The 23,277-nt window shown below is 70.3% G+C and carries 22 protein-coding genes; 3 read left to right on the top strand and 19 right to left on the bottom strand.

All coding sequences use genetic code 11. From position 1 onward, the window contains the following. Positions 1–74 precede the first annotated feature (74 nt). From AB0436_RS10485 to AB0436_RS10430, 12 genes are all read right to left on the bottom strand, one after another. The gene (locus tag AB0436_RS10485; protein ID WP_366467346.1) at positions 75–905 is read right to left on the bottom strand and encodes an alpha/beta hydrolase; all 831 of its coding nucleotides are present in this window, start codon (positions 903–905) and stop codon (positions 75–77) included. A gap of 55 nt (positions 906–960) precedes the next feature. Further along, entirely contained in the window at positions 961–2,214 is a 1,254-nt protein-coding gene (gene kynU / locus AB0436_RS10480) for a kynureninase (protein WP_366467345.1), read from the bottom strand. Further along, a complete protein-coding gene (locus tag AB0436_RS10475; RefSeq protein WP_366467344.1) occupies positions 2,207–3,031 on the bottom strand; it encodes a tryptophan 2,3-dioxygenase family protein in 825 nt (274 codons plus the stop codon). Before AB0436_RS10475 ends, kynU begins: the two co-directional genes overlap by 8 nt. A gap of 192 nt (positions 3,032–3,223) precedes the next feature. Continuing rightward, on the bottom strand, positions 3,224–3,637 hold the full coding sequence (locus AB0436_RS10470) for a DUF3151 domain-containing protein (RefSeq protein ID WP_365856554.1): 414 nt from the start codon (positions 3,635–3,637) through the stop codon (positions 3,224–3,226). Positions 3,638–3,656: 19 nt separating this feature from the next. Continuing rightward, positions 3,657–5,186, bottom strand: a complete 1,530-nt coding sequence (locus tag AB0436_RS10465; protein ID WP_366467343.1) for an MFS transporter — start codon at positions 5,184–5,186, stop codon at positions 3,657–3,659. Between the two features lie 125 nt (positions 5,187–5,311). Next, on the bottom strand, positions 5,312–6,334 hold the full coding sequence (fbaA, locus tag AB0436_RS10460) for a class II fructose-bisphosphate aldolase (RefSeq protein WP_366467342.1): 1,023 nt from the start codon (positions 6,332–6,334) through the stop codon (positions 5,312–5,314). A 210-nt stretch (positions 6,335–6,544) separates the two neighbouring features. Beyond that, positions 6,545–7,087, bottom strand: a complete 543-nt coding sequence (gene pyrE / locus AB0436_RS10455; RefSeq protein WP_366467341.1) for an orotate phosphoribosyltransferase — start codon at positions 7,085–7,087, stop codon at positions 6,545–6,547. Positions 7,088–7,145: 58 nt separating this feature from the next. Next, complete coding sequence (locus AB0436_RS10450) at positions 7,146–7,943, bottom strand: aldose 1-epimerase (RefSeq protein ID WP_366467340.1); 798 nt, start codon at positions 7,941–7,943, stop codon at positions 7,146–7,148. A 70-nt stretch (positions 7,944–8,013) separates the two neighbouring features. Continuing rightward, positions 8,014–8,838: an SRPBCC family protein gene (locus AB0436_RS10445; protein ID WP_366467339.1), complete on the bottom strand. Its 825-nt coding sequence runs from the start codon at positions 8,836–8,838 to the stop codon at positions 8,014–8,016. A 118-nt stretch (positions 8,839–8,956) separates the two neighbouring features. Continuing rightward, positions 8,957–10,507, bottom strand: a complete 1,551-nt coding sequence (locus AB0436_RS10440) for a polyamine aminopropyltransferase (RefSeq protein WP_366467338.1) — start codon at positions 10,505–10,507, stop codon at positions 8,957–8,959. Positions 10,508–10,561: 54 nt separating this feature from the next. Continuing rightward, positions 10,562–11,080, bottom strand: coding sequence for a DUF2617 family protein (locus AB0436_RS10435; protein ID WP_366467337.1), 519 nt, complete (start codon positions 11,078–11,080; stop codon positions 10,562–10,564). Between the two features lie 447 nt (positions 11,081–11,527). After that, positions 11,528–11,845 carry a hypothetical protein gene (locus tag AB0436_RS10430; RefSeq protein ID WP_366467336.1) on the bottom strand — a complete coding sequence of 106 codons (318 nt, stop codon included), beginning with the start codon at positions 11,843–11,845 and terminating at the stop codon, positions 11,528–11,530. A gap of 143 nt (positions 11,846–11,988) precedes the next feature. Here AB0436_RS10430 and AB0436_RS10425 point away from each other — a divergent pair, with 143 nt between their 5' ends. Beyond that, the gene (locus AB0436_RS10425; protein ID WP_366467334.1) at positions 11,989–13,200 is read left to right on the top strand and encodes a pyridoxal phosphate-dependent aminotransferase; all 1,212 of its coding nucleotides are present in this window, start codon (positions 11,989–11,991) and stop codon (positions 13,198–13,200) included. A gap of 104 nt (positions 13,201–13,304) precedes the next feature. Here AB0436_RS10425 and AB0436_RS10420 read toward each other — a convergent pair whose 3' ends face one another. Together AB0436_RS10420 and clpB are read right to left on the bottom strand one after the other, a co-directional pair. Beyond that, positions 13,305–13,841 carry a YbjN domain-containing protein gene (locus AB0436_RS10420; RefSeq protein ID WP_366467333.1) on the bottom strand — a complete coding sequence of 179 codons (537 nt, stop codon included), beginning with the start codon at positions 13,839–13,841 and terminating at the stop codon, positions 13,305–13,307. 131 nt (positions 13,842–13,972) lie between these two features. Continuing rightward, positions 13,973–16,582 (bottom strand): ATP-dependent chaperone ClpB, encoded by a 2,610-nt coding sequence (gene clpB / locus AB0436_RS10415; RefSeq protein ID WP_366467332.1) that lies wholly within the window; start codon positions 16,580–16,582, stop codon positions 13,973–13,975. A gap of 114 nt (positions 16,583–16,696) precedes the next feature. Between clpB and AB0436_RS10410 the strand changes: the two genes are divergently transcribed. Then, a complete protein-coding gene (locus AB0436_RS10410) occupies positions 16,697–17,101 on the top strand; it encodes a TIGR03618 family F420-dependent PPOX class oxidoreductase (protein WP_366467331.1) in 405 nt (134 codons plus the stop codon). Between the two features lie 127 nt (positions 17,102–17,228). On the opposite strand, the gene AB0436_RS10405 is transcribed toward AB0436_RS10410, so the two are convergent. Further along, positions 17,229–17,549: a (2Fe-2S)-binding protein gene (locus tag AB0436_RS10405; RefSeq protein ID WP_366467330.1), complete on the bottom strand. Its 321-nt coding sequence runs from the start codon at positions 17,547–17,549 to the stop codon at positions 17,229–17,231. A 477-nt stretch (positions 17,550–18,026) separates the two neighbouring features. Between AB0436_RS10405 and AB0436_RS10400 the strand changes: the two genes are divergently transcribed. Next, the gene (locus tag AB0436_RS10400) at positions 18,027–19,010 is read left to right on the top strand and encodes a helix-turn-helix transcriptional regulator (protein WP_366467329.1); all 984 of its coding nucleotides are present in this window, start codon (positions 18,027–18,029) and stop codon (positions 19,008–19,010) included. A gap of 28 nt (positions 19,011–19,038) precedes the next feature. On the opposite strand, the gene AB0436_RS10395 is transcribed toward AB0436_RS10400, so the two are convergent. The 4 genes from AB0436_RS10395 to dnaK are packed head-to-tail and all read right to left on the bottom strand — an operon-like array spanning position 19,039 to position 23,250. Then, positions 19,039–19,497, bottom strand: a complete 459-nt coding sequence (locus AB0436_RS10395; RefSeq protein WP_365856518.1) for a helix-turn-helix domain-containing protein — start codon at positions 19,495–19,497, stop codon at positions 19,039–19,041. Between the two features lies 1 nt (position 19,498). After that, positions 19,499–20,680: a molecular chaperone DnaJ gene (dnaJ, locus tag AB0436_RS10390; protein WP_366467328.1), complete on the bottom strand. Its 1,182-nt coding sequence runs from the start codon at positions 20,678–20,680 to the stop codon at positions 19,499–19,501. 21 nt (positions 20,681–20,701) lie between these two features. Continuing rightward, a complete protein-coding gene (gene grpE, locus AB0436_RS10385) occupies positions 20,702–21,373 on the bottom strand; it encodes a nucleotide exchange factor GrpE (RefSeq protein WP_366467327.1) in 672 nt (223 codons plus the stop codon). Next, on the bottom strand, positions 21,370–23,250 hold the full coding sequence (gene dnaK / locus AB0436_RS10380) for a molecular chaperone DnaK (protein WP_366467325.1): 1,881 nt from the start codon (positions 23,248–23,250) through the stop codon (positions 21,370–21,372). The genes grpE and dnaK overlap by 4 nt, the downstream gene beginning before the upstream one ends. Between the last annotated feature and the right edge of the window lie 27 nt (positions 23,251–23,277).

Genomic DNA, 23,277 nt, shown 5'->3' with positions numbered 1-23,277 from the left:
ATACAGCACGGTAGGCGCCCTGTCGGCCGGGGTCGTCCGTACTGATGCTGATCCTGCGAGGTCCGTCTCAGGGACTACCAGGCCAGCTGCTCGATCTCCGCGGCGACCACCGCGCAGGCGTCGGCGGCCGGATCGATCAGCGCGAAGTGACCGACCCCGTCGAGCAGCGTCAGCCCGGCCGGCTCGCCCTCCGTGGCCGTAGCGTCCGCGAACGCCTCGGTGACCTGCGGCGGAACGGTTTCGTCGGCCCGGCCCTGGACCACCGTGGTCGCGATGCCGGTGGGCAGCAGCACCGCCGGGTCCGTCCACGCCTCGTTCCCGCCGTCGCCGAGGAACTGGTCCACCGCGCCTCCGCACACCTTCAGCTCCCGCGCGACGCCGAAGTGTGCGATCGGCGCCAGCGCCACCACCCCGCGGAACGGCGGCGTGGAGCGGTGCCACGGCGCGTCCGGCGGAAGCACGTGCCGGGCTGCCGCCCAGAGGGCGAGGTGGCCGCCCGCGGAGTGACCGGTGACGACCGTGCGCCGCAGATCCGCCTGCGGCAGGTGGCTCGCCACAAGACCGGGGAGCGCGTCCAGGGCGGCGGCGACGTCGTCGAGAGTGTCCGGGCAGCGACCGGCGCTGCCCGGCTCAATCCCGCCACGCCGGTACTCGACGTTGGCCACCGCGAAGCCCCGGCGGGCCAGGAAGCCCGCGAACGGGGCGATGTGCTGCCGGTCGTACCGCTCGCGCCAGACTCCGCCGTGCAGCACGACGACGAGGGGGGCCGTGGCGGCCGTCCCCTCGCCGTCGTGCGGCGCGTGGAAGTCCATGATCTGGTCGGGGTGATCGCCGTATGCGGCGGTGGCATCGGGGGCGACAGCGGGATACGCGAAGACCGCATCGGCCTCGGCGTCGTCCGACATACTGCTCCAACCTCTCGTCACACGGGCCGAATTGCCCTGACCAGCGGGGACGCTATCAGCCCAGGGCCTCACCCAGAATGCGCGCGGCGCGCAGCGCATCGCCGAAACCGACGTAGAGCGGGGTGAATCCGAAGCGCAGCACATCCGGCTGCCGGAAATCGCCCACCACGCCCCTGGAGATCAACTCCTTCATGACCGCGCCGGCGTTGTCGCACCGCAGCGAGACCTGGCTGCCGCGCTCCGCGTGCGGGGCCGGAGTCACCGGTTCCACCGGCAGATGCCGCACACATTCCAGGAAGAAGTCCGTCAGGACGAGTGACTTGGCTCGCACGTCCTTGATCGATACGCCGTCCCAGACGTCGAGCGCCGACTCCAGGGCCAGCATCGACAGGATGTCCGGGGTGCCGACCCGGCCGCGCGGGGCGCCGGTCGCGGGGTGGTACTCGGGGGTCATGCCGAACGGATCGGCGTGCGAGTTCCAGCCGGGCAGCGGGGAGTCGAAGGACGACTGGAGGCCGGGGCGCACATACAGGAACGCCGGGGAACCCGGGCCGCCGTTCAGGTACTTGTAGGTGCACCCGACCGCGAAGTCCACCCCGTGCGCGGCGAGCCCGACGGGCAGCGCGCCGGCACTGTGGCAGAGATCCCAGACCGTCCTGGCGCCCGCCGCGTGCGCCGCCGCGGTCAGCCCGGGCAGGTCGTGCAGGCGGCCGGTGCGGTAGTCGACATGGTTGATCAGCACGGCCGCGGTACGGGGACCGATCGGGTCTCCCGGGGTGTAGGGGACCAGCCGCCGGGACGTCATCCGGGCCGCCGACTCCGCGATGTAGCCGTCCGTGGGGAAGGTGGCGGCATCCACCAGGATCTCGTCACGGTCGGCTACCGCGGTCCGGACCGCGGCGACCAGGGCCTTGAAGACGTTGACACTCGTCGAGTCGCCGACCACCACCGTGCCGGGGCCGGCGCCGACGATCGGTGCGATACGGTCGCCGATCCGCTCGGGAGCGGTCCACCAGCCGGACTCCTCCCAGGAACGGATGCGCAGCGCGCCCCATTCGCGGGTGATGACCTCCTGCATCCGGGCCGGGACATGGCTCGGCAGGGCGCCCAGGGAGTTCCCGTCGAGGTAGACGGTGCCGGCGTCCAGGGTGAACAGCTCGCGGCAGGCGGCGAGCGGGTCGGCGGCGTCGAGCTCGGCAGCCTTCCCGGCGAGACCCGCCGGCCCGGTCGGCCCGGTCGGCTCGGTCGGCCCGGTCGGCCCGGTCGGCTCGGTCGGCTCGGTCGGCTCGGTCATGATGCGCTCAGACATGGCTTCGGGCCGTCCACAGCTCGGGGAAAACGTTCTTCGTGGCGCGCTTCTCCAGCCAGGCCACCCCGGCCGAACCGCCGGTGCCGGTCTTGGAACCCATCGCTCTGCGGGTGGCCACCAGATGGTCGTTGCGCCATCGCCAGACCAGCTCGCCGACATCGGTCAGCGCTTCGCCGAGCCGCACCAGGTCGCTGTCCTGCTCCCCCGTGTATACGGCGGTCCAGACCGCCTCGACCTCGGTGGACGGCTCGTACTTCTGCGCCCAGTCGCGGTCCAGTACGGCGGCCGGCACCGGCTGCCCGCGCTGGGCCAGGAACCGGAGCACCTCGTCGTAGAGACTAGGCTCCTGGAGTGCCTTCTCCAGCTCCGCGTGCACCCGCGGCGCGCCCCGGTGCGGGACGAGCATCGACGCGGACTTGTCGCCCAGCAGGAACTCCAGACGGCGGTACATCGCGGACTGGAAGCCGGAGCCCTCGCCGAGTGCCCCGCGGTAGGCGTTGAACTGGGCCGGCGTGAGCTGGGCGAGCGGACGCCAGGACTCGTTGAGCGACTGCAGTTCGTAGGTGGAGCGCTTCAGCGCGGCCAGCGCGACCGGCAGATCGTCACGGCGCAGGGCCTGCGACGCGGTCTCCCACTCGTGGACGATGACCGTGAACCAGAGCTCCATCACCTGGGTGGTGACCAGGAAGACCATCTCGCCCGGGTCCTCGGAGAGAAGGTGCTGGAGATGGGTGAGGACGTCCGCCCGGACGTAGTCCTCGTACGGGGTGGTGCCCGCGAAGTCGAGGTTCGGGGCTTCATGCGAAGGCGTAGACATCGCTGTCTCCTCGGTGGTGCTCCAGGTAGCGGTCCGCCCCTTCCGTCGACAGGTGGGCCCCGGTCCCCACCTTCATCATCGGTGCCCTGCGGGCTCGACGGCAAGACAAGCAAGGGCCCGGCCCACGTTTCGGCGGGTCAGGTCGTGGGCCGGGCCTCTGGCTGTGCCGGTACCGCGTCGCTGCGGTGGCGGTCAGCCCAGCGTGTCCGCGGCGGCCTCCGAGGAGTCCCGCAGGAAGACGGTGCACCGCTCGTACTCCGCGTTCTCGCCGATCGACTGGGCCGCCCGGGCCAGCGCGTGCAGGGCCCGCAGGAAGCCCCGGTTCGGTTCGTGCTCCCAGGGCACCGGGCCGTGCCCCTTCCAGCCGGCCCGGCGCAGCGAGTCGAGGCCGCGGTGGTAGCCGGTACGGGCATAGGCGTACGACTCGACGACGCGACCGTGCTCGAAGGCGTCATCGGCCAGCTGCGCCCAGGCGAGGCAGGACGTCGGGTACTTCGCGGCGACGTCGGACGGCGCGGCGCCACCGGCCAGCAGTTCGCGGGGCTCGGGGTCGTCGGGGAGATGGGTCGGGGGCGGGCCCCCGAGCAGGTTCTCGTGAATGGACATGGGGGCCAGTCTGCCTGGCTCAGGCCTCCCGTGCCGACTCGCCGGCCTCCAGCGGGGGCGCCGCCACCCCGCAGTGCAGCCGGCACTCGGCGCCGCAGCGCTTGTCGTGGGGCGTGCGCACCGTGCAGAAGGCGATCAGCGCACCCAGCACCAGCACGCCCGCGCACAGCGGCATCGCCCGCCGGAAGGTCGCGGCGAACTCCGTCGCCGAGCGATATGCCTCCGGGCCCATCCCGGCCAGCAGCGGCAGCGCGGCCACCGCGATGAGCCCGGCGGCGCGGGCCGCCGCGTTGTTGATCCCGCTGGCGAGTCCCGCCCTGCCGACGTCCACCGACGCCAGCACGGTGGCGGTCAGCGGCGCCACCAGAATGACCATGCCGAGCCCCATCACCAGCAGCGCGGGCAGCACATCCGCCGGATAGGAGGCGTCCGTACCGACCCGCATCATCAGCAGCATCCCGGCGGCGCAGCACAGCGGCCCCACGGTGAGCGGGATGCGGGGTCCGATGCGTTGTCCCAGAGCGCCCGACTTCGCGGAGAAGAGCAGCATCAGCACGGTGGTCGGCAGCATCGCGGTGCCCGCGCCGAGTGCCGAGTAGCCCGCCACGACCTGGAGCTGCAGGACGGTGAGGAAGAAGAACCCGCCGAACGCCGCGTAGACGCAGAGCGTGACCAGGTTGACCGCGGTGAAGAGCCGTACGGTGAAGATCGACGGTGGCAGCATCGGATCCGGCCTGACGCGCTCGACCCGGACGAACGCCGCGCCGAGGGCCAGCCCGACGGCGGCCGTACCCAGCACCACCGGGGACGCGCCGTGCCCCGGTGCCGCGATCAGCGCATAGGTGACCAGGGCGAGCGCCGCCGCCCCGAGCACGGCGCCCAGCACGTCGAACCGCCCGTGCGCCGCGGGGTCCCGCGTCTCCGGTACGTGCCGGAGCGCGATCGGCACGCAGAGCGCGGCCAGCGGCACATTGAGCAGGAACACCCAGCGCCAGCCGGGTCCGTCGACCAGCCAGCCGCCGAGGAACGGTCCGATCGCGGCGCCGACGCCGCCGAACCCGGACCAGAGCCCGACCGCGCGGGCCCGGTCGTCCGGGTGGAAGGACCCCTGGATCAGTGCCAGCGAGCCCGGCGTCAGCAGCGCACCGCCGACGCCTTGGAGCGCGCGGGCGGTGATCAGCACTCCCGCGTTCGGCGCGAGCCCGCAGGCAAGTGAGGCGGCGGCGAACCAGATCACCCCGATGACGAACACCTTGCGCCGCCCGAACCTGTCGCCGAGCGCCCCGCCGAGGAGGATCAGCCCGGCGAGGCTGAGCATGTAGGCGGTCACCGTCCACTGGAGAACGGCCATGTCGGTGTTCAGATCGGTGCCGATCCGGGGCAGCGCGACGTTCACCACCGTCGAGTCGAGCAGCGCCATGCTCGAGCCGAGCACGGTGGTGAGCAGGACCCAGCGGCCGGCCGGGGACGCGGCGCGCAGGATGCCCTGTGCGCGGCCCGGGTCTGTCGTGGTGCGTGCGGATCCGGTGTCCGGGGGCGAATCGGCCATGCGAGCAGCATGGCCGGTGCGGCGGCGTCAGGCCATAGCAGCGGGCCCGGCACCCCGTGGTCGGAGTACCGGGCCCGCTGGTACGGCTGCTTCAGGCGCGTACGGCTGCTTCAGGCGCGCACGGATTACTTCAGGCGGGTACCGGTGGAGCGCAGGTTCGCGCAGGCCTCGGTGACTCGCTTGGCCATGCCGGCTTCGGCGGCCTTGCCCCAGGTGCGCGGGTCGTACGTCTTCTTCGAGCCGACCTCACCGTCGACCTTCAGGACACCGTCGTAGTTGCGGAAGACGTGATCCACGACCGGACGGGTGAAGGCGTACTGCGTGTCGGTGTCGAGGTTCATCTTCACGACGCCGTTCTCCAGCGCGGTGGCGATCTCCTGCTCGGAGGAGCCGGAGCCGCCGTGGAAGACGAAGTCGAACGGGGAGGTCTTGCCGTACTTGGCGGCAACACCCTCCTGGAGGTCCTTCAGCAGCTCGGGGCGGAGCACGACGTTGCCCGGCTTGTAAACGCCGTGCACGTTGCCGAAGGAGGCGGCCAGCAGGTAGCGGCCCTTCTCCCCAAGACCGAGGGCCTCGGCGGTGCGCAGCGCGTCGTCGACGGTGGTGTACAGCGAGTCGTTGATCTCGTGGCTGACGCCGTCCTCCTCGCCGCCGGTCGGGGTGATCTCGACCTCAAGGATGATCTTCGCGGCGGCGGCCTGCGCGAGCAGCTCCTGGCCGATGGCCAGGTTGTCCGCGAGGGTCTCAGCGGAGCCGTCCCACATGTGGGACTGGAAGAGCGGGTTGCCGCCGGCCTCGACCCGCTTGCGGGAGACCTCGAGCAGCGGACGTACGTAGCCGTCCAGCTTGTCCTTCGGGCAGTGGTCGGTGTGCAGGGCGATCGTGACCGGGTACTTCTCGGCGACGATGTGCGCGAACTCGGCGAGCGCGACCGAACCGGTGACCATTTCCTTGGCGTACTGACCGCCCAGGAACTCCGCACCACCGGTGGAGATCTGGATGATGCCGTCGCTCTCGGCCTCGGCGAAGCCACGCAGCGCCGCGTGCAAGGTCTGGGTCGAGGTCACATTGATGGCCGGGTAGGCGAACTTGCCTGCCTTCGCCCGGTCGAGCATCTCGTTATAGACCTCGGGGGTTGCGATGGGCATCTGTCCGCTCCTTGGGATGTGCGGGTTGCGTTGCGGGTTCCCTGACCTGGGGGCGACGTCATCGTCGCCGCCCATCTTTCCAGACTCTTGGCGCGACTCCACTTGGCGTGGGGGCTTGACAGGCACGGCGCTGGCGGTGTTTCACGTGAAACGCCGTCGGCGCCCACGTGGCTGCCACCATCGCCGCAGGTCAGAGCCGCTTTGCGGGCCTCAGAGGTCCAGGTCGCCCTGGGTGTACGCGAAGACATACGGCACCCCGGCCTTGGCGATGACCTCATCGGCACCGGTGTCGCGGTCGACGATGGTGGCCACCGCCACCACCTCGGCGCCGGCCTCCCGGACGGCCTCCACGGCGGTCATCGGAGAATTGCCGGTGGTGGTGGTGTCCTCCACCACCAGCACCCGGCGGCCCTTGATGTCCGGGCCCTCGATACGGCGCTGCATCCCGTGTGTCTTCGCGGCCTTGCGCACCACGAAGGCGTCCAGCGTCCTTCCGCGGGCGGCGGAGGCGTGCAGCATCGCGTCCGCGATGGGGTCCGCGCCGAGGGTCAGACCGCCGACCGCGTCGAAGTCCAGATCCGCGGTCAGATCCAGCATCACCTGACCGACCAGGGGCGCGGCAGCGCCGTCCAGGGTGATCCGGCGCAGGTCGATGTACCAGTCCGCCTCCCTGCCCGAGGAGAGCGTCACCCTGCCGTGGACCACGGCCTTGTCCTTGATGTGCTGGAGCAGATCAGCGCGTACGTCAGTCATGCCACCGAGCTTAGACCGACCGGTCTCAACGACCCGGCGCGGCCGCACGGCACGGTGCTCAGGGGCGGAGCCGGCGCCAGGTCCAGGTGGCCCCGATCTCCAGGGGGTCGATGAGGGTCACCAGACGCGGGGTGGTGTTGAGGCCGTTGGGCGGCCCGGTCTGGGGCTCGACGCAGACCGCTTCCGGCTGTTCGTCGTACACCACGACCCACTCCTCACGGCTCTGCACCCTCAGCTCCAGCTGTTCCGGCCAGGTGAGGGTGACGTCCACGCCGTCCGGCATCCCGAAGCAGTCGTCCCAGGGCCCGGGGAGGGGATCGATCCGCCGGCCGGTGGGGAGGTGGTCCTCGCCGCGCTCCTCCTGCCAGGTGGGTGCGAAATCGATCCGTACGTCGTCGCCGGTGCCGAGATTGCGGTGGAACCAGGGGTGCCAGCCGGCCTGCGCCGGGAACGAGTCCCGGGCGGTCTCCACGCCGAAGGCCAGGGAGAGGGCGTCCTCGGTGAGCTCGAACGTCTGGGTGACCTGACCCCGGTACGGCCAGGGATCGCCCAGCTCATACGCGAAGGCCGCCGCGGTGGGGGTGGCGTTCAGCGTCTTCCAGGCGGTGTTGCGGCCGGTTCCGTGGATGGCGTGCGGCGGGGAATTGATCGGCAGCTGGTGCGCCACCCCACCGCTGCTGAACCGGCCTTCCCTGGTGCGCCCGCACCACGGCACCATCGGGAAGCAACCGAACTTCGCGCCCTGTCGAAGGATTTCGGTACCGGCGATGCGCAGGCTGCTGATCCGGCAGCCGTTCTCGGGGGTCACGGTCAATTCGACGTCGCCGGCGGTCAGCCGGACCTCTTCGCTACTCACGTCTCGACCCTAGCGGGGTCGAGACGTCAGGCGGTTTGACGACGGGACCGGTGCTCCGTCCGCGTCGTCGTCAGCGGCGACGCCGGAGTGCCCGGCCCACCACGACGGCCGACGCGACCGCGAGCGCCGCCGCCGGGGCGGCCCAGCGCAGCGTCGCGCCCGCGCTGCTGCTCGACGGGGCCGGCACGGGGGCATAGCGGCCGCGCGGCGGCGCGTGATCGACCTCTTCCGCGCTGCGGCCGATCATCGTGCGACGGGCGTGCGCGGCCTCCACCGGGGCGTCCGCCGCGGCGATGAACTCCGCCTCGGACACCGGGTCGAGCGAGGGCGGCGGTACTTCCGCGTCGAACACGGACGGCGCGGAGGCGTCCTGCGCGGCTTCGGTCTCGGCGGTCTTGGCTGCGCCGCCGTCCGTCCCGGTGGCGTCATCCGCCTCGGCGGCCCCCGCGGGCGCGGCCTCCGCGGGCGCCGCGGCCTCCGTCTCGAGCCGGCTCCCGAACCGGTCCAGCAGCCGGTGCGCCGCTGCCAGCGCCGCCTCCGGGGCAAGGTCCGTCAGCCGGCCCTCGCCATGGGCGGTACCGGCGAAGGTCAGCGTGGTGCCGGGGGCGGATTCCGCCAGGGCCAGCGTCAGCGAGAGCTTCACCGAACCGGTGCCGCGGGCCTCCGCACCCTCGCCCTCGATGGTGAAGCCGTCCTCCTGGGCGGTGATGCGCAGCGCCCCGCGGTAGGTGATCGTATGGCCGTCGATACGGACCTTCAGGCGCCCCTGCGGACCGCCCTCGGTGGCGTCCGCGGCCTGTTGGAGGCCGGGTACGCAGCGGGCCACCCGCGCGGGGTCCGCCAACACCTGGCGGACGGACTCTGCCGGAACCGGAACGAACACCTCATGCTCCATAGGAACCGAGCGTACTCAGCCACGGCCGACACGTCTGCCTTTCGGCCACCACTGGATCTCACGCGGCGACTCGGCGGTCGCCGGCTCCCGGCGCCGGGCGCCCGGTCACGCACGCGCGTCAGTCCCCGTAGCGCGGATGCACCAGCGTCGAGGGCGGCACACCGGTGGGCCGGCCCGGCACCACCGCCCAGGGCCCCGTCGTACCGGGAGCGCTCAGTCGCTGTCGTGCGCGGGAGGCCAGCACGAAACCCCAGTCGCCGGGGGTTCCGGCGGCGCCGTTCGTGCGGTCCGGGCCCTCCGCGGACCCGGGCGCCCGGCCCGTCGCCCGATAGGGAACGGTCTGCAGGCCGGCTGTCCGTACCGTCGCCTCGACCGTCCAGAAGCTGCGGGAGCGGGCGCCCACCGACCCCGCGTGGACGGCGAGCCGGCCACCGGGCGCCAGCACCCGCGCCGCCAGGCCGTAGAACTCCGCCGAGTAGAGCTTGGTGCTCGGGGTGATGCCGGGGTCCGGCAGATCCGAGATGATCACGTCGTAGCGCGGCCGGGGCGACCGCAGCCAGGCGAAGGCGTCGCCGGTGACCGCCCGCAGTCTCGGGTCCCGGTACACGTGGTCGTTGAGTGCGGAGAGTCCCGGATCCGTGCGGGCCAGCCGTTCGACGCCGGGGTCGAGCTCCACGACGGTCACCGACGTCACCCCCGGGTGTCGCAGCACCTCGGCGGCCGCGAGCCCGTCCCCGCCGCCGAGGATCAGCACCCGCCGATGCGGTCCGCGCATCGCGGGGTCGACCAGGGCCCGGTGGTACTGCTGTTCGTCCCGGCTGTTGACCCGCAGTCGGCCGTCCAGGAAGAGGTCCAGCGTGCCGTGCGGTGACCGGGTGAGGACGATCTCCTGCACGTCGGTCTGCAGGGCGACCCGCACATGCGCCCCGTACACAGCGCGCCTGGCCGCCTGTTCGAAGTCGCCGACCAGGGCGACCGCAGTGGCCAGTACCACGAGCACCAGCGCATTGACGGCGAACAGCCACCACCGCGAGCGCCGGGTCAGATCGTGCCGGAACAGCCAGAGCACCAGCGCGCCGCCGGCCACCGCGTTGACCGTCCCGGTGAGCAGCGCCCCGGTGAGCTGCCCCAGCAGCGGCAGCAAGAAGAACGGGAAGGCCAGACCGCCGACCAGCGCGCCCACATAGTCGGCGGCGAACAAGTCGGCGACCGCGCCGCCCGCGTCCTGCCGGGACACCCGCTGGATCAGCGTCATCAGCAGCGGGATCTCCGCCCCGATCAGCACGCCGATCGTCAGCGAGAAGCCGACCAGGGCGCACCGCGAGCCGCCGGCCCAGGCGAACACCGCGTACAGCACCAGGGCCGAGCAGCCGCCGACCAGTGCCAGGATCGCCTCGATGAGTCCGAAGCCCACCGCTGCCCGGAGCCGCAGTCGCTTGGCGAGCAGCGATCCGATGCCCATCGCGAAGACCATCACGGACAGCACCACGGAGGCCTGGGTGACCGAGTCACCGATCAAGTAGGACGCCAGAGCGACGAGTTCGAGCTCGTAGACCAGTCCGCAGGCGGCACAGAGGAAGACCGTGGCGAGCACGAACAGCCTGCCGGTGCCCGGACGTACGGACAGCCGTGCCCGCTCACATTCGGGGGAGACGGGCAGGTCGATCACGTACAGAACGCTACGTCACACCACGCGCACGATTCGTCACCCAGGCGAGTGCAATCAGGCCACGACAGGTGTACGCACGCCCACCTTCGTGCGGGTCACCACGAGTTGACCCTCCTGCGGGTACGCGTGCCAGGTGCGCCAGTGCACCTGGCCGTCACGGCGCTGCGCCAGCATCGCGGTGAACGCGTGCGGCGAGCCGGGGAACGTACCGGCCAGGCCGTGCGGATGGTCGGCCACCAGGGCGAGGAGTTCCTGAGCCCGGCCGGCGAAGGAAGACACCGAAAGCGTCTCCACGCAGGCGGCGAACTCGTAGCCCCAGTCACCGACACGCTCGGCGACGCCCAGAGGTAAGGGGGTGCTGCCCCCCGGGAGACAAGCGACGGTCTCCGAGCAGACGCCGCCCGCTTCCTCCAGGAGTACCTGGTGGGAGGCGCCGAGAAGTCTCATCTGGAGCTTGGCCCCGCCCAGTTCGAGATCGAGGACAGCCAGGGCGGGCAGCGGCTCGCGGCCCAGCGCCCAGGCCAGATCGGCGGCGCGGGTGTCGGTGTAGGCAGTATCGAGCGTCGTGAGCATGGGCGGGCTCCGCAAACAGACAATCGGCAGATGGACGGGGTCTCCCCGGAGCAGATGCCAGGGAAGGAGACGCCGGCGAGGGCCACGGTCAGGTCTCGGTCCGAGGGCTGCTTCTTCTCAGCAGGGTTCAGCAGGGCGGTCTGGTGTGTTCTCAGCGGGGTTCTTCTCAGCAGGTTCTAGGCAACAGGTTCTTCGCAGCGTGTCTTTCTCACCATGTTCTTCTCAACACGGAGGCAATCACGAAGTACGTGCCGCTCACAGCCTTTTTACCCAACTTGACGGGGTTTCCATCCCTCGGGGGGTTTGCTGTTCATACGTTCAACTTCCGGTGACCCGCCCATCGGCGCCGTCCGCCAAGGTGCGGGCGCCCGGCGGTGGTTGGTCCGCCGGGCGCCTCCCTGGATGGAAACAAGCTGCCCCGTGTCAGCCGTTTCCGGTTGGTCCGCCTCAGCTGGAGCCGCCGCAGCCGCCTCCGCCGCCGCAGGAGGACCCGCCCCCGCAGGACGAACCGCCGCCGCAGGACGAGTGACCGCCCCCGCCGCAGGAATGGTGTCCGCCGCCCGAGTGGTGTCCGCCGCCCGAGTGGTGTCCGCCGCCGCCCGAACCGCTCCCGCTGTCCCCCGCCCACCAGCTGCCGCCCGCGGCGCCGCCCGCCGCACTGCTCCGGCCGCGGCGCTTACCTCCCTTGGCCGCCTTGCTGCCGCCTGCGACCGAAGCCACCAGGACGACCCCCACGATCACTGCGACGAAGATGAACGGCGCCATGGCCCCCACCTGCCTTTCGCCCGATGCAGCGGGGTCCCCCGTTGGTCCCTCGCTCCGGTGCCGGACTTGGTGCGTGACTGGGGGATCCCCCGGCCGGCGCCGGACCAAGCAGGAGTTGAGGAAGTCCAGAGGTTCGGCGCAGGATGGCGGCCATGACCTCCACCGGAAGCTCCACGCGCGGCGCCACCGGGCGACCGCTGCTCAACCGCCGCCTGGCCGAGTTCGGCACGACGATCTTCGCCGAGATGTCGGCGCTGGCCGCGCGGACCGGGGCGATCAACCTGGGCCAGGGCTTCCCCGACACCGACGGCCCCGACGAGGTCAGGGAGGCGGCGGTCCGGGCGCTGCGCGACGGACGCGGCAACCAGTACCCGCCGGGCCCCGGGGTCGCCGAGCTGCGTACGGCCGTCGCCGAACACCAACAGCGGTGGTACGGCCTCACCTCCGACCCCGACACCGAGGTGCTGGTCACCGCGGGCGCCACCGAGGCCATCGCGGCCGCCCTGCTGGCACTGGTCGAACCGGGCGACGAGGTGATCGCCCTGGAGCCCTACTACGACTCGTACGCCGCCTGCATCGCCATGGCCGGCGGTACCCGGGTCCCCGTCACGCTCCGCCCGCGCGACGGCGGCTTCCACCTCGACCTGGACGAACTCCGGGACGCGATCACCGACCGCACCCGCCTCATCCTGCTCAACACCCCGCACAATCCGACCGGCAAGGTCCTCACCCGCGACGAACTCGCCACGGTCGCCGCGCTCGCCGTGGAGCGCGATCTGCTGGTGGTCACCGACGAGGTGTACGAACACCTGGTCTTCGACGGCGAGCACATCCCGCTCGCCTCCTTCCCCGGCATGCGCGAACGGACCGTCTCGATCTCCTCGGCCGGCAAGACCTTCTCGTTCACCGGTTGGAAGGTCGGCTGGCTGACGGCCTCCCCGGAACTCGTGGCGGCGGTCCGCTCGGCGAAACAGTTCCTGACGTACGTCTCGGCCGGCCCCTTCCAGTACGCCGTCGCCGAGGCACTGCGGCTGCCGGACTCCTTCTTCACCGAGCTGCGCGACGAGCTGCGCGCCAAGCGGGACATCCTCGCCGACGGCCTCAGCGCGGCCGGCTTCGAGGTCTTCCGCCCGCAGGGCACCTACTTCATCACCACCGACATCGCCCCACTCGGTGAAAAGGACGCCCTCACCTTCTGCCGCTCCCTCCCCGAGCGCTGCGGCGTGGTCGCCGTCCCGAGCTCCGTCTTCTACGACGACCCCGAGGTCGGACGGACCCAGGTCCGCTTCGCCTTCTGCAAGAAGCACGACGTACTCACGGAGGCGGCGGAACGGCTCCGCCGGCCGCTGCGGTAGCCGGCCTTCTCCCACAGCGGCGATCGCCTCGGCGGGCAGAAGCCCGGCCGCTCCGGCGCCGAAGCGCTGGGTCGGCCGGGCTTCCTGCCGGTCCGGCGGTCGGCTCAGGCCTCGTCGCCCGGCTTGTCGTCGCCGGAGCCCGATTCCAGGTCCTGCTCGAGACCGAGCTGGTCGACGAGCCACTTGTCGAACTCGATCGAGGCGCGGACCCAGCTGACCGTGGACGACACGAAGTGCTCGAGCGCGACGCCGGTGCCGATCAGCATCTGGGCCTCACCGATGAGGCGGACGCTGCCGTCGTCGTGGGTGTGGCTGTAGACCTTGGGCCACAGCGTGCGGCGGTTCCAGTCATCGATCAGTTCGAGGAGCTGCAGCTTCTCCTCGATCTTGTGCGGGCGGTCGTAGAACGTCCGGACAGAGAAGACCTGCTGGTCGTCCTCGCCGCGGAACATGAAGTACGTGCGGAATTCCTCCCACGGCGCGGCGAGGTCGCCCTCGTCGTCGACGACGTACTTCAGCTCCATCTGCTCGAGAAGCTGCTTGACCAGATCCTGGTCGGGGACGACGGGGCCCGCCGGTCCTGCGTCCTGCGGATCGGGCTGGCCCCCGAAGTTCGGAATGGAGGACGGGTCGATGGTCATCTTTGAATTGCCCTTCTTACGAGTCCTTCCATCCTCCCCCATGCCGGGCGGGGCATGGCAAGTCCCGCCCCGCACAATCGGTGACTATCCGCTGCGGGCTTAGACCGGTCGGGCCTACGACCGCCGGGTCGCTACGCCGGCTGCTCCGCACGGCCCACGAGCAGCCCGTCCTCGAAGCGGTCGACCCGCACCGTGTCGCCGTCGGTGATCTCGCCGGCCAGGATCTCCTTGGCCAGCCGGTCGCCGATCGAGGTCTGGATCAGCCGGCGCAGCGGGCGGGCGCCGTACGCCGGGTCGTTGCCCTCGTCGGCCAGCCAGGCCAGGGCCTCCGGGCTGATGTCCAGGGTGAGCCGGCGCTCGGCGAGCCGGTTCGCGAGGCGGTCGATCTGGAGGCCCGCGATGTGCGCCAGCTCGTCCTTCGACAGCGCGGAGAAGACCACCAGGTCGTCCAGGCGGTTGAGGAACTCCGGCTTGAAGGACGCCCGTACGACATCCAGTACCTGCTGCTTCTTCTCCTCCGGCTTGGTGAGGGGGTCGACCAGGTACTGGCTGCCGAGGTTCGACGTCAGGATCAGGATGGTGTTGCGGAAGTCCACCGTCCGCCCCTGGCCGTCGGTGAGCCGCCCGTCGTCGAGCACCTGGAGCAGTACGTCGAAGACCTCCGGGTGGGCCTTCTCCACCTCGTCGAGCAGCACCACGCTGTACGGGCGCCGGCGCACCGCCTCGGTGAGCTGGCCGCCCTCCTCGTACCCGACGTAGCCGGGGGGCGCGCCCACCAGGCGGGCCACCGAGTGCTTCTCGCCGTATTCGCTCATGTCGATACGGACCATGGCCCGCTCGTCGTCGAAGAGGAAGTCGGCCAGCGCCTTCGCCAGCTCGGTCTTGCCGACCCCGGTGGGTCCGAGGAAGAGGAAGGAGCCGGTGGGGCGGTCCGGGTCGGCGATGCCGGCCCGGGTGCGGCGCACCGCGTCGGAGACGGCCTGCACGGCCTCGCGCTGGCCGATCAGCCGCTTGCCGATCTCCTCCTCCATCCGCAGCAGCTTCTTCGTCTCGCCCTCCAGCAGGCGCCCGGCCGGGATCCCGGTCCAGGAGCCGACCACATCGGCGATGTCGTCGGCGCCGACCTCCTCCTTGACCATGGTGTCCTTGGCCTCGGCGGACTTGGCGGCTTCCTCCTCGGCCTCGGAGGCCGCCTCGAGCTCACGCTCCAGGCCCGGGATCTCGCCGTAGAGCAGCTTGGAAGCCGTGTCGAAGTCGCCGTCGCGCTGGGCGCGCTCGGCTTGGCCGCGGAGCCCGTCGAGCCGTTCCTTCAGCTCGCCGACGCGGTTGAGGCCCTGCTTCTCCTTCTCCCAGCGTGCGGTGAGGCCGCGCAGTTCCTCCTCGCGGTCGGCGAGGTCGCGGCGCAGCTTGTCCAGCCGCTGTTTCGACGCCGCGTCGGACTCGTTCTTGAGGGCCAGCTCCTCCATGTGGAGGCGGTCGACCGCGCGCTGCAGTTCGTCGATCTCGACCGGCGAGGAGTCGATCTCCATGCGCAGCCGGGATGCGGCCTCGTCGACCAGGTCGATCGCCTTGTCCGGCAGGAAACGGGAGGTGATGTAGCGGTCGGACAGGGCCGCGGCGGCGACCAGCGCCGAGTCCGCGATCTGCACCTTGTGGTGGGCCTCGTAGCGTCCCTTGAGTCCGCGCAGGATGGCGATGGTGTCCTCGACCGAGGGCTCCGCGACCAGCACCTGCTGGAAGCGCCGCTCCAGGGCGGGGTCCTTCTCGATCCGCTCGCGGTACTCGTCCAGGGTGGTCGCGCCGACCATCCGCAGCTCGCCTCGGGCCAGCATCGGCTTGAGCATGTTGCCCGCGTCCATCGACGAGTCGCCGCCGGCGCCCGCGCCGACCACGGTGTGCAGCTCGTCGATGAAGGTGATGACCTGGCCGTCGCTCTCCTTGATCTCGGAGAGGACGGTCTTCAGCCGCTCCTCGAACTCGCCGCGGTACTTGGCGCCGGCCACCATCGCGCTGAGGTCCAGCGACACCAGGCGCTTGTTCTTCAGGCTCTCCGGCACATCACCCTTGACGATCCGCTGGGCCAGCCCCTCGACCACGGCGGTCTTACCGACCCCGGGCTCGCCGATGAGCACCGGATTGTTCTTGGTGCGCCGGGACAGCACCTGCACCACCCGGCGGATCTCCTGGTCCCGCCCGATGACCGGGTCGAGCTTGCCCTCTCGGGCTGCTGCGGTGAAGTCCGTACCGAACTTCTCCAGTGCCTTGTACTGACCCTCGGGGTCGGGTGTGGTCACCCGGCGCCCTCCCCTTGTCGTCTCGAAAGCCGCCAGCAGCTTCTTCGCGCCGGCGCCCTGCTCCGTCAGCAGCTCACCGGCCTGGCCGCCCTTGGCGGCGATGCCGATGAGCAGATGCTCGGTGGAGATGAATTCGTCGCCGAGTTCCTTGGCCCGCTGCGAGGCGTCGGCGATGACGGCCAGTGTCTCGCGGTTGGGCTGCGGCGGCGCGACGGTGGACCCGGTGACGCTGGGCAACGCGCCGAGCAGCCGCTCGGCGCCGGACCGGACCATGGCCTGGTCCGCCTCGACGGCGGTCAGCAGATCGACGATGTTCTCGTTGTCCTGGCCCTCGAGCAGCGCCAGCAGCAGATGTGCGGGGGTCAGGTCGGCGTGCCCGTCGGATACGGCCCGGCTGTTCGCCGCGTTGATCGCATCCCGGCTCTTGTTGGTCAGCTCGGCGTCCACGGTGTGCGCTCTCCTCCTTGCAGATGACTCGGCCAGGTGACTCGGTCGGCGTGCACAAAGTTGAGTCTAATCCACTCAAGATGAGAATGGGAGCCGCCCGGTAGGTTCGCCCCTATGGCCATTGACCCACGGAACCCCGGCGCGACCTACCTCAGCTTCTGGCGCGAGCGCCATGTCTGCACCCTGACCACCCTGCGCCAGGACGGCACCCCGCACGTGGTGCCGGTGGGGGTGACCTACGAGCCGGCGGCCGGTCTCGCCCGGGTCATCACCAACAAGTCGTCGCGGAAGATCGCCAATGTGCTGGCCGCAGGACCGGACGGCGCGCGGGTCGCGGTCTGTCAGATGGCCGGCCGCCGCTGGGCGACGCTGGAGGGACGCGCGGTGGTCCGTACGGAGCCCGAGCTCATCGCCGACGCGGAAAGCCGCTACGCGGAGCGGTACGGGCGCACCCCGTCCGTCAACCCGGACCGGGTGCTGCTCGAGATCACCGTCGACCGGGCACTGGGCCGCGCCTGAAGTCCGCGGCCGGCCCGGACCGGCCGACTCACCGCGGGCAGCACAACGGCGCCATCGTGTTCAGGTCACGATGGCGCCGTTGTGTGGGGGAAGCACCTGAGCGATCTTTTACGACGGGGGAATCGCTTCAGGCGCTGTGGGGGATAGCTGTTTGTGGCTCCGGCTCGATCAGTTCGTGATCGCGCCGGTCCAGGTTGACGAACACCATGCCGTACCGGATGGCACAGCGGACGGGCTGTGGGGCGCCCCGGGGCCTGCGCAGGCACCGGTATGCACGAACGTCCTCGTCCTCTTCGCGTACGACGACGATCGGCTCGCCGAACAGGGTGACCATCAACGAGTCACCACGGTGGGGAATCGCCGTGACGAGGTCGATGAAATGCCACCCGGAGCGGTAGGCGACTGCCATCTCGCGCTGAAAGACTCGGTCGTCCGGGGGGACCGTCATGCTTCTGCTGACGCTGTAGTTGCCGGCGCGACGCCCCAACCGCTGTCGAGGGGGAGCGACGCCGGGGTAGCTCCCCAACCGCTGTCGAGGGGAAGCGACGCCGACGCGACGCCCCAACCGCTGTCCAGAGGAGCAGAGGCCTGGGGAGATCCCCAACCGCTGTCCGCGGCAAGGATGCCCCAACCACTGTCCTTCGGTGCCGCCGCGTGGATGCTCCCCCACCCACTGTCCGACCGAGCCGTCTGCGACCCGCTGCCTGCGGCAAGGGCCACGCCGGCCGCGCCCCCGAAGGCAACGGTGGCAGTCAGAGCTGCGGTAAGCACCGAGCGAAGCATTTTCTTGCGCATAGTCGGCTTCGTCCTCACTTGATGGTGTCTTCTCCCCCGCATCACAAGACGATGGCTCATTCCGGCACGTCAGCGCTACACGGACGATGCATCATGTTCTTGCACGTACAGGACCCTGGGGGGTGGAGATTTGCCGCAGAACAACACACAACCGACACATCACCATGGCGTCACGGAACTGTGCGCCGAGGGAGCACGGCTTTACGCCAGTGCGCTGAGCGCCGGGCGCATTGCCCGTGCCGAGGTGGAGGCTGCCCCCTGCCTGCTGGAATTCGCGCTGCTGCACCCTGATCCGGACGACGCCAACTGGCTGCGGCCGGTTCCGCCGTCCGTTGCGCTGGCCCAGCGTCTCCATCCGATCGAACGTGACATCCAGGACCGTAGACGACTCTCGATCGAACTGAGCGAATCATTCGAGCCGTTCATGACGATCAGTGCCCAGAATCCGGCACTCACTCACGCGATCACGGTCCTCGAAGGGGTCGACCGGATCAATGCCGCGCTCAACCTCGCGACCGCCGAGTGCCACACCGAGATGCTCACCGTACAGCCGGGAGGCGGCCGCCGGGAGCACGTGCTCAGCCAGGCACTGGAACGCGACAGACCACTGGTCGACCGGGGCGTCAGCATGCGCACCCTGTACCAGCACACCGTCCGGCACAGTCCTGGCACGCTCGCCTATGTGGACCGGGTGGCCACCGGCAAGGTGGAGATCCGCACCCTAGAAGAACTCATCGGGCGACTCATCATCTGCGACCGCACGGTGGCCTTCATACCCGCCAGGGACGATCAGCAAGTGGCCCTGGAACTCCGCCACCCGGGCCTGGTCAGCTACCTCGTCAAGGTCTTCGAGCAGCTCTGGCAGCGCGCGGTGCCGCTTCTGGACGAGATCCCGTACAACCCGACTCCCAAGGGCGTCAGCGGCGTTCAGCGGTCGATTGCCCAACTGCTCGTCGAGGGCCACGTCGACGAGGCGATCGCCCGCCGTCTCGGCATGAACGTACGGACCTGCCGGGCCCACGTCGCCAAACTGTCCGCCACCCTCGGCAGCGGCAGCCGGGCCCAGTTGGGCTACCTCATCGCGCGGTCCGGAATCCTGGAACAGGACAACTGACCGGCCCCGGCAGACGTGCCCGCACGGCTCAGTCCGACGGCCGTTTCGGCCGCCACACCACGAGGGCGCTGGTCTGCTGGACCTCCTGGTACGGGACCAGGTCGCGGCGGTACGAGGCGTGGACCTGCGCCTCGCGCTGCTGCATCGCCACGGCCGCGCCGTCCACCGCCGCCGAGAGCTCGGCCACCCGCGCCTGCAGGGCGGCGACCTGGTGTTCCAGCTCGATGATGCGCTTGATGCCGGCCAGGTTGATGCCCTCGTCCTGGGACAGCTGCTGCACCGTACGCAGCAGCTGGATGTCCTGGGCCGAATAGCGTCTGCCACGGCCCGCCGTGCGGCCCGGTGAGACCAGGCCGAGGCGGTCGTACTGCCGCAGGGTCTGCGGGTGCAGGCCGGAGAGCTGAGCGGCGACCGAGATGACATACACGGGCGTTTCGTCGGTCAGCTCGTAACCCATTGAATTCTCGCGATGTCGCCGGCCGTTCATCTCAAGCTCCCTTCGCGGCCTGGAACAGCTCCGCCCGTGGGTCCTCCCCCGAGGTGGCCTCGCGGTAGGTTTCCAGCGACTCACGTGCCTTGTCGCTGAGGTCCTTCGGTACCGCGACCTCGACGGTGACCAGCAGGTCCCCCCGGGTGCCGTCCTTGCGTACGGCGCCCTTGCCGCGGGCGCGCATCGTACGGCCGTTGGGGGTACCCGCGGGTAGTTTCAGGGTGACCGGTGGGCCACCGAGTGTCGGGACCTTCACCTCGCCGCCCAGTGCCGCCTCCGTGAAGGTGACGGGCACCGTGAGGGTGAGGTTGTCGCCCCTGCGGCCGAAGACCGGGTGGGCGTCGACATGGACGACCACGTAGAGGTCACCGGCCGGGCCGCCCTGTTCGCCGGGGGTGCCCTTGCCGCGCAACCGGATCCGCTGGTTGTCGGCGACCCCCGCGGGGATACGGACCTGCATGGTCCGGGACGACTTGGCGCGCCCCGAGCCCTTGCAGACGTCACAGGGGTCCTGGGCGATGAGCCCGCGGCCCTTGCAGTCCACGCAGGGGTCGGTGAGCGAGAAACCGCCGCCGCTGCCCCGCGAGACCTGGCCCGTGCCGACGCAGGTCGGGCAGACCCTGGGCGTGCCGTTCTTGTCGCCGGTGCCCGAACACGCCTTACAGGGCGCCTGGCTGGACATCCGCAGCGGGACCGTGGCCCCGTCGACCGCCTCGGTGAAGCTGAGCGTCACCTCGGACTCGATGTCCTGGCCGCGGCGCGGCTGGGTACGGGTGGTACCCGGGCCGCCCCGGTTGAACAGGCCGCCGAACACGTCCCCGAGGCCGCCGCCGAAACCGCCCGCGCCTCCTTGCTGTCCGCCCGGAGCGCCCCCGAAGAGGTCGCCCAGGTCGAAGTTGAAGGAGCCGCCGCCGGCGCCCGGACCCGGCCGGAAGCCGCCGTTGCCGAAGAGAGCACGCGCTTCGTCGTACTCCTTGCGCTTCTTCGTGTCGCCGAGGACGTCGTTCGCCTCGGAGATCTCCTTGAAGCGCCCTTCGGCCTTGGCGTCACCCTTGTTGGCGTCCGGGTGGAACTCGCGGGCGAGCTTCCGGTACGCCTTCTTGATCTCTGCTTCGGTGGCGTCCTTCGGGACGCCGAGAACCTTGTAGTAGTCCTTCTCGACGAAGTCCTTGGTGCTCATCCCCGACGTCCCTCCTTCCGGTTACTTCTGACCCTTGTCCGGGCCACCGTCGTCCTCGTCCGAAGCCTCGTCCGCCTTGGCGGACTGCGCGCCGGGCTGAGCACCCGGCTGGGGCTCGGCCACCGCCACCCGCGCGGGGCGGATGGTGCGCTCGCCGAACCGATACCCGGGCTGGAGAATCGCCACGCACGTGTCTTCGGTGACGTCCGGTGCGTACGAGTGCATCAGGGCTTCGTGGATCGTCGGGTCGAAGGGCTCGCCCTCCTTGCCGAACTGCTGGAGGCCCATCTTCGCGACGACCGTCTCCAGCGATTCGGCCACCGACTTGAAGCCGCCGACCAGTTCCTCGTGTTCCCGGGCCCGGCCGATGTCGTCGAGCGTCGGGAGGAGTTCGGACAGGAGGCTCGCCACGGCGATCTCCTTGACCTGGACCCGGTCCCGCTCCACCCGGCGGCGGTAGTTCTGGTACTCGGCCTGCAGCCGCTGGAGGTCCGCGGTGCGCTCGGCGAGCGCCGTGCGCGCCTGGTCCAGCTGTGCGGTGAGTGCTACGTCCTGCTGTGCGTCCCCTGCCGGGGCCGCCGGGCCCTTCTCCTTGTCGGAGTCGGACCCGGCCGCCTGTGGCGCGGCGTCGTCGGAGGTCGCGCCGGAGGGGACGTCGGGCTTCTCCTCGAAGCCCGGAGTCTCCTCCGTCATGCGGCGCCTCCCTGCTGACCGCCCTGGTGACCGCTGTCCTTCTCGTCGTCCACGATCTCGGCGTCGACCACGTCGTCACCGGCGTCGGCCGACTGGGCCTCGCCGCCGTCGGCGCCGGGGGCTCCGCCCGCGGCGGCCGCACCCTCGGCGTTCGCGTACATCGCCTGGCCGAGCTTCTGCGAGACGGCGGCAACCTTCTCGGTGGCCGTACGGATCTCGGCGGTGTCCTCGCCCTTGAGCTTTTCCTTCAGCTCGGTGACGGCTTCCTCGACCTCGGTCTTGACCTCAGCGGGAACCTTGTCCTCGTTGTCCTTGAGGAACTTCTCGGTCTGGTAGACGAGCTGCTCGCCCTGGTTGCGGGACTCGGCGGCCTCGCGGCGCTGGTGGTCCTCGTCCGCGTACTTCTCGGCCTCTTCGCGCATCCGGTTGACCTCGTCCTTCGGCAGCGAGGAGCCACCGGTGACGGTCATCTTCTGCTCCTTGCCGGTGCCGAGGTCCTTGGCAGCGACGTGCATGATGCCGTTGGCGTCGATGTCGAAGGCGACCTCGATCTGCGGGACCCCCCGCGGGGCCGGCGGCAGACCGGTCAGCTCGAACATACCGAGCTTCTTGTTGTACGCCGCGATCTCGCGCTCACCCTGGTAGACCTGGATCTGCACCGACGGCTGGTTGTCCTCGGCCGTGGTGAAGATCTCGGAGCGCTTGGTCGGGATGGTCGTGTTGCGCTCGATCAGCTTGGTCATGATGCCGCCCTTGGTCTCGATACCGAGGGACAGCGGGGTGACGTCGAGCAGCAGGACGTCCTTGACCTCGCCCTTGAGGACACCGGCCTGGAGCGAGGCGCCGATGGCGACGACCTCGTCCGGGTTCACACCCTTGTTGGCGTCCTGGCCACCGGTGAGCTCCTTGACGAGCTCGGCGACGGCCGGCATACGGGTCGAGCCACCCACGAGTACGACGTGGTCGATCTCGGAGAGCTGGATGCCCGCGTCCTTGATGACGTTGTGGAAGGGGCTCTTGCAGCGGTCCAGCAGATCGGCGGTCAGCTGCTGGAACTGCGAGCGCGTGAGCTTCTCGTCCAGGTGCAGCGGCCCCTCGGCCGACGCGGTGATGTACGGCAGGTTGATCGTGGTCTCGGTCGAGGACGACAGCTCGATCTTCGCCTTCTCCGCGGCCTCGCGGAGACGCTGGAGAGCCATCTTGTCCTTGGCCAGGTCCACGCCGTGACCGTTGGCGAACTGCTTCACCAGGTAGTCGACGACGCGCTGGTCCCAGTCGTCACCACCGAGGTGGTTGTCACCGTTGGTGGCCTTCACCTCGACGACGCCGTCACCGATCTCCAGGAGCGACACGTCGAAGGTGCCGCCACCGAGGTCGAAGACCAGGATGGTCTGGTCGTCCTTGTCGAGCCCGTACGCCAGCGCGGCGGCGGTGGGCTCGTTGACGATGCGCAGGACGTTGAGGCCCGCGATCTCGCCGGCCTCCTTCGTCGCCTGACGCTCGGAGTCGTTGAAGTACGCCGGGACGGTGATCACCGCGTCGGTGACCTTCTCGCCCAGGTAGGACTCGGCGTCCCGCTTCAGCTTCTGCAGGATGAAGGCGCTCATCTGCTGCGGGTTGAAGTTCTTGCCGTCGAGCTCGATCTTCCAGTCGGTGCCCATGTGGCGCTTGACCGACCGGATGGTCCTGTCGACGTTCGTAACCGCCTGGCGCTTGGCCACCTCGCCGACGAGCACCTCGCCGTTCTTGGCGAAGGCGACGACGGACGGCGTGGTCCTGGCGCCCTCTGCGTTGGTGATGACGGTGGGCTCGCCGCCTTCGAGAACGCTGACGACGGAGTTAGTCGTGCCCAGGTCGATGCCGACCGCACGTGCCATGGTGAATCCTCCAGCTGACTTGAGTGG

This window comes from Streptomyces sp. NPDC051322, assembly GCF_040689485.1.
Classification (GTDB): domain Bacteria; phylum Actinomycetota; class Actinomycetes; order Streptomycetales; family Streptomycetaceae; genus Streptomyces.
This window is presented reverse-complemented; position numbering and strand designations above follow the sequence as displayed.

Coding starts and splice junctions, on each gene's coding strand:
- AB0436_RS10435 (WP_366467337.1), bottom strand. CDS start 11,080: ATGCTCACGACGCTCGATACTGCCTACACCGACACCCGCGCCGCCGAT.
- kynU (WP_366467345.1), bottom strand. CDS start 2,214: ATGTCTGAGCGCATCATGACCGAGCCGACCGAGCCGACCGAGCCGACC.
- AB0436_RS10430 (WP_366467336.1), bottom strand. CDS start 11,845: ATGGCGCCGTTCATCTTCGTCGCAGTGATCGTGGGGGTCGTCCTGGTG.
- AB0436_RS10475 (WP_366467344.1), bottom strand. CDS start 3,031: ATGTCTACGCCTTCGCATGAAGCCCCGAACCTCGACTTCGCGGGCACC.
- AB0436_RS10465 (WP_366467343.1), bottom strand. CDS start 5,186: ATGGCCGATTCGCCCCCGGACACCGGATCCGCACGCACCACGACAGAC.
- AB0436_RS10395 (WP_365856518.1), bottom strand. CDS start 19,497: ATGAACGGCCGGCGACATCGCGAGAATTCAATGGGTTACGAGCTGACC.
- AB0436_RS10485 (WP_366467346.1), bottom strand. CDS start 905: ATGTCGGACGACGCCGAGGCCGATGCGGTCTTCGCGTATCCCGCTGTC.
- pyrE (WP_366467341.1), bottom strand. CDS start 7,087: ATGACTGACGTACGCGCTGATCTGCTCCAGCACATCAAGGACAAGGCC.
- AB0436_RS10445 (WP_366467339.1), bottom strand. CDS start 8,838: ATGGAGCATGAGGTGTTCGTTCCGGTTCCGGCAGAGTCCGTCCGCCAG.
- AB0436_RS10410 (WP_366467331.1), top strand. CDS start 16,697: ATGGCCATTGACCCACGGAACCCCGGCGCGACCTACCTCAGCTTCTGG.
- AB0436_RS10420 (WP_366467333.1), bottom strand. CDS start 13,841: ATGACCATCGACCCGTCCTCCATTCCGAACTTCGGGGGCCAGCCCGAT.
- AB0436_RS10405 (WP_366467330.1), bottom strand. CDS start 17,549: ATGACGGTCCCCCCGGACGACCGAGTCTTTCAGCGCGAGATGGCAGTC.
- AB0436_RS10470 (WP_365856554.1), bottom strand. CDS start 3,637: ATGTCCATTCACGAGAACCTGCTCGGGGGCCCGCCCCCGACCCATCTC.
- dnaK (WP_366467325.1), bottom strand. CDS start 23,250: ATGGCACGTGCGGTCGGCATCGACCTGGGCACGACTAACTCCGTCGTC.
- fbaA (WP_366467342.1), bottom strand. CDS start 6,334: ATGCCCATCGCAACCCCCGAGGTCTATAACGAGATGCTCGACCGGGCG.
- grpE (WP_366467327.1), bottom strand. CDS start 21,373: ATGACGGAGGAGACTCCGGGCTTCGAGGAGAAGCCCGACGTCCCCTCC.
- dnaJ (WP_366467328.1), bottom strand. CDS start 20,680: ATGAGCACCAAGGACTTCGTCGAGAAGGACTACTACAAGGTTCTCGGC.
- AB0436_RS10425 (WP_366467334.1), top strand. CDS start 11,989: ATGGCGGCCATGACCTCCACCGGAAGCTCCACGCGCGGCGCCACCGGG.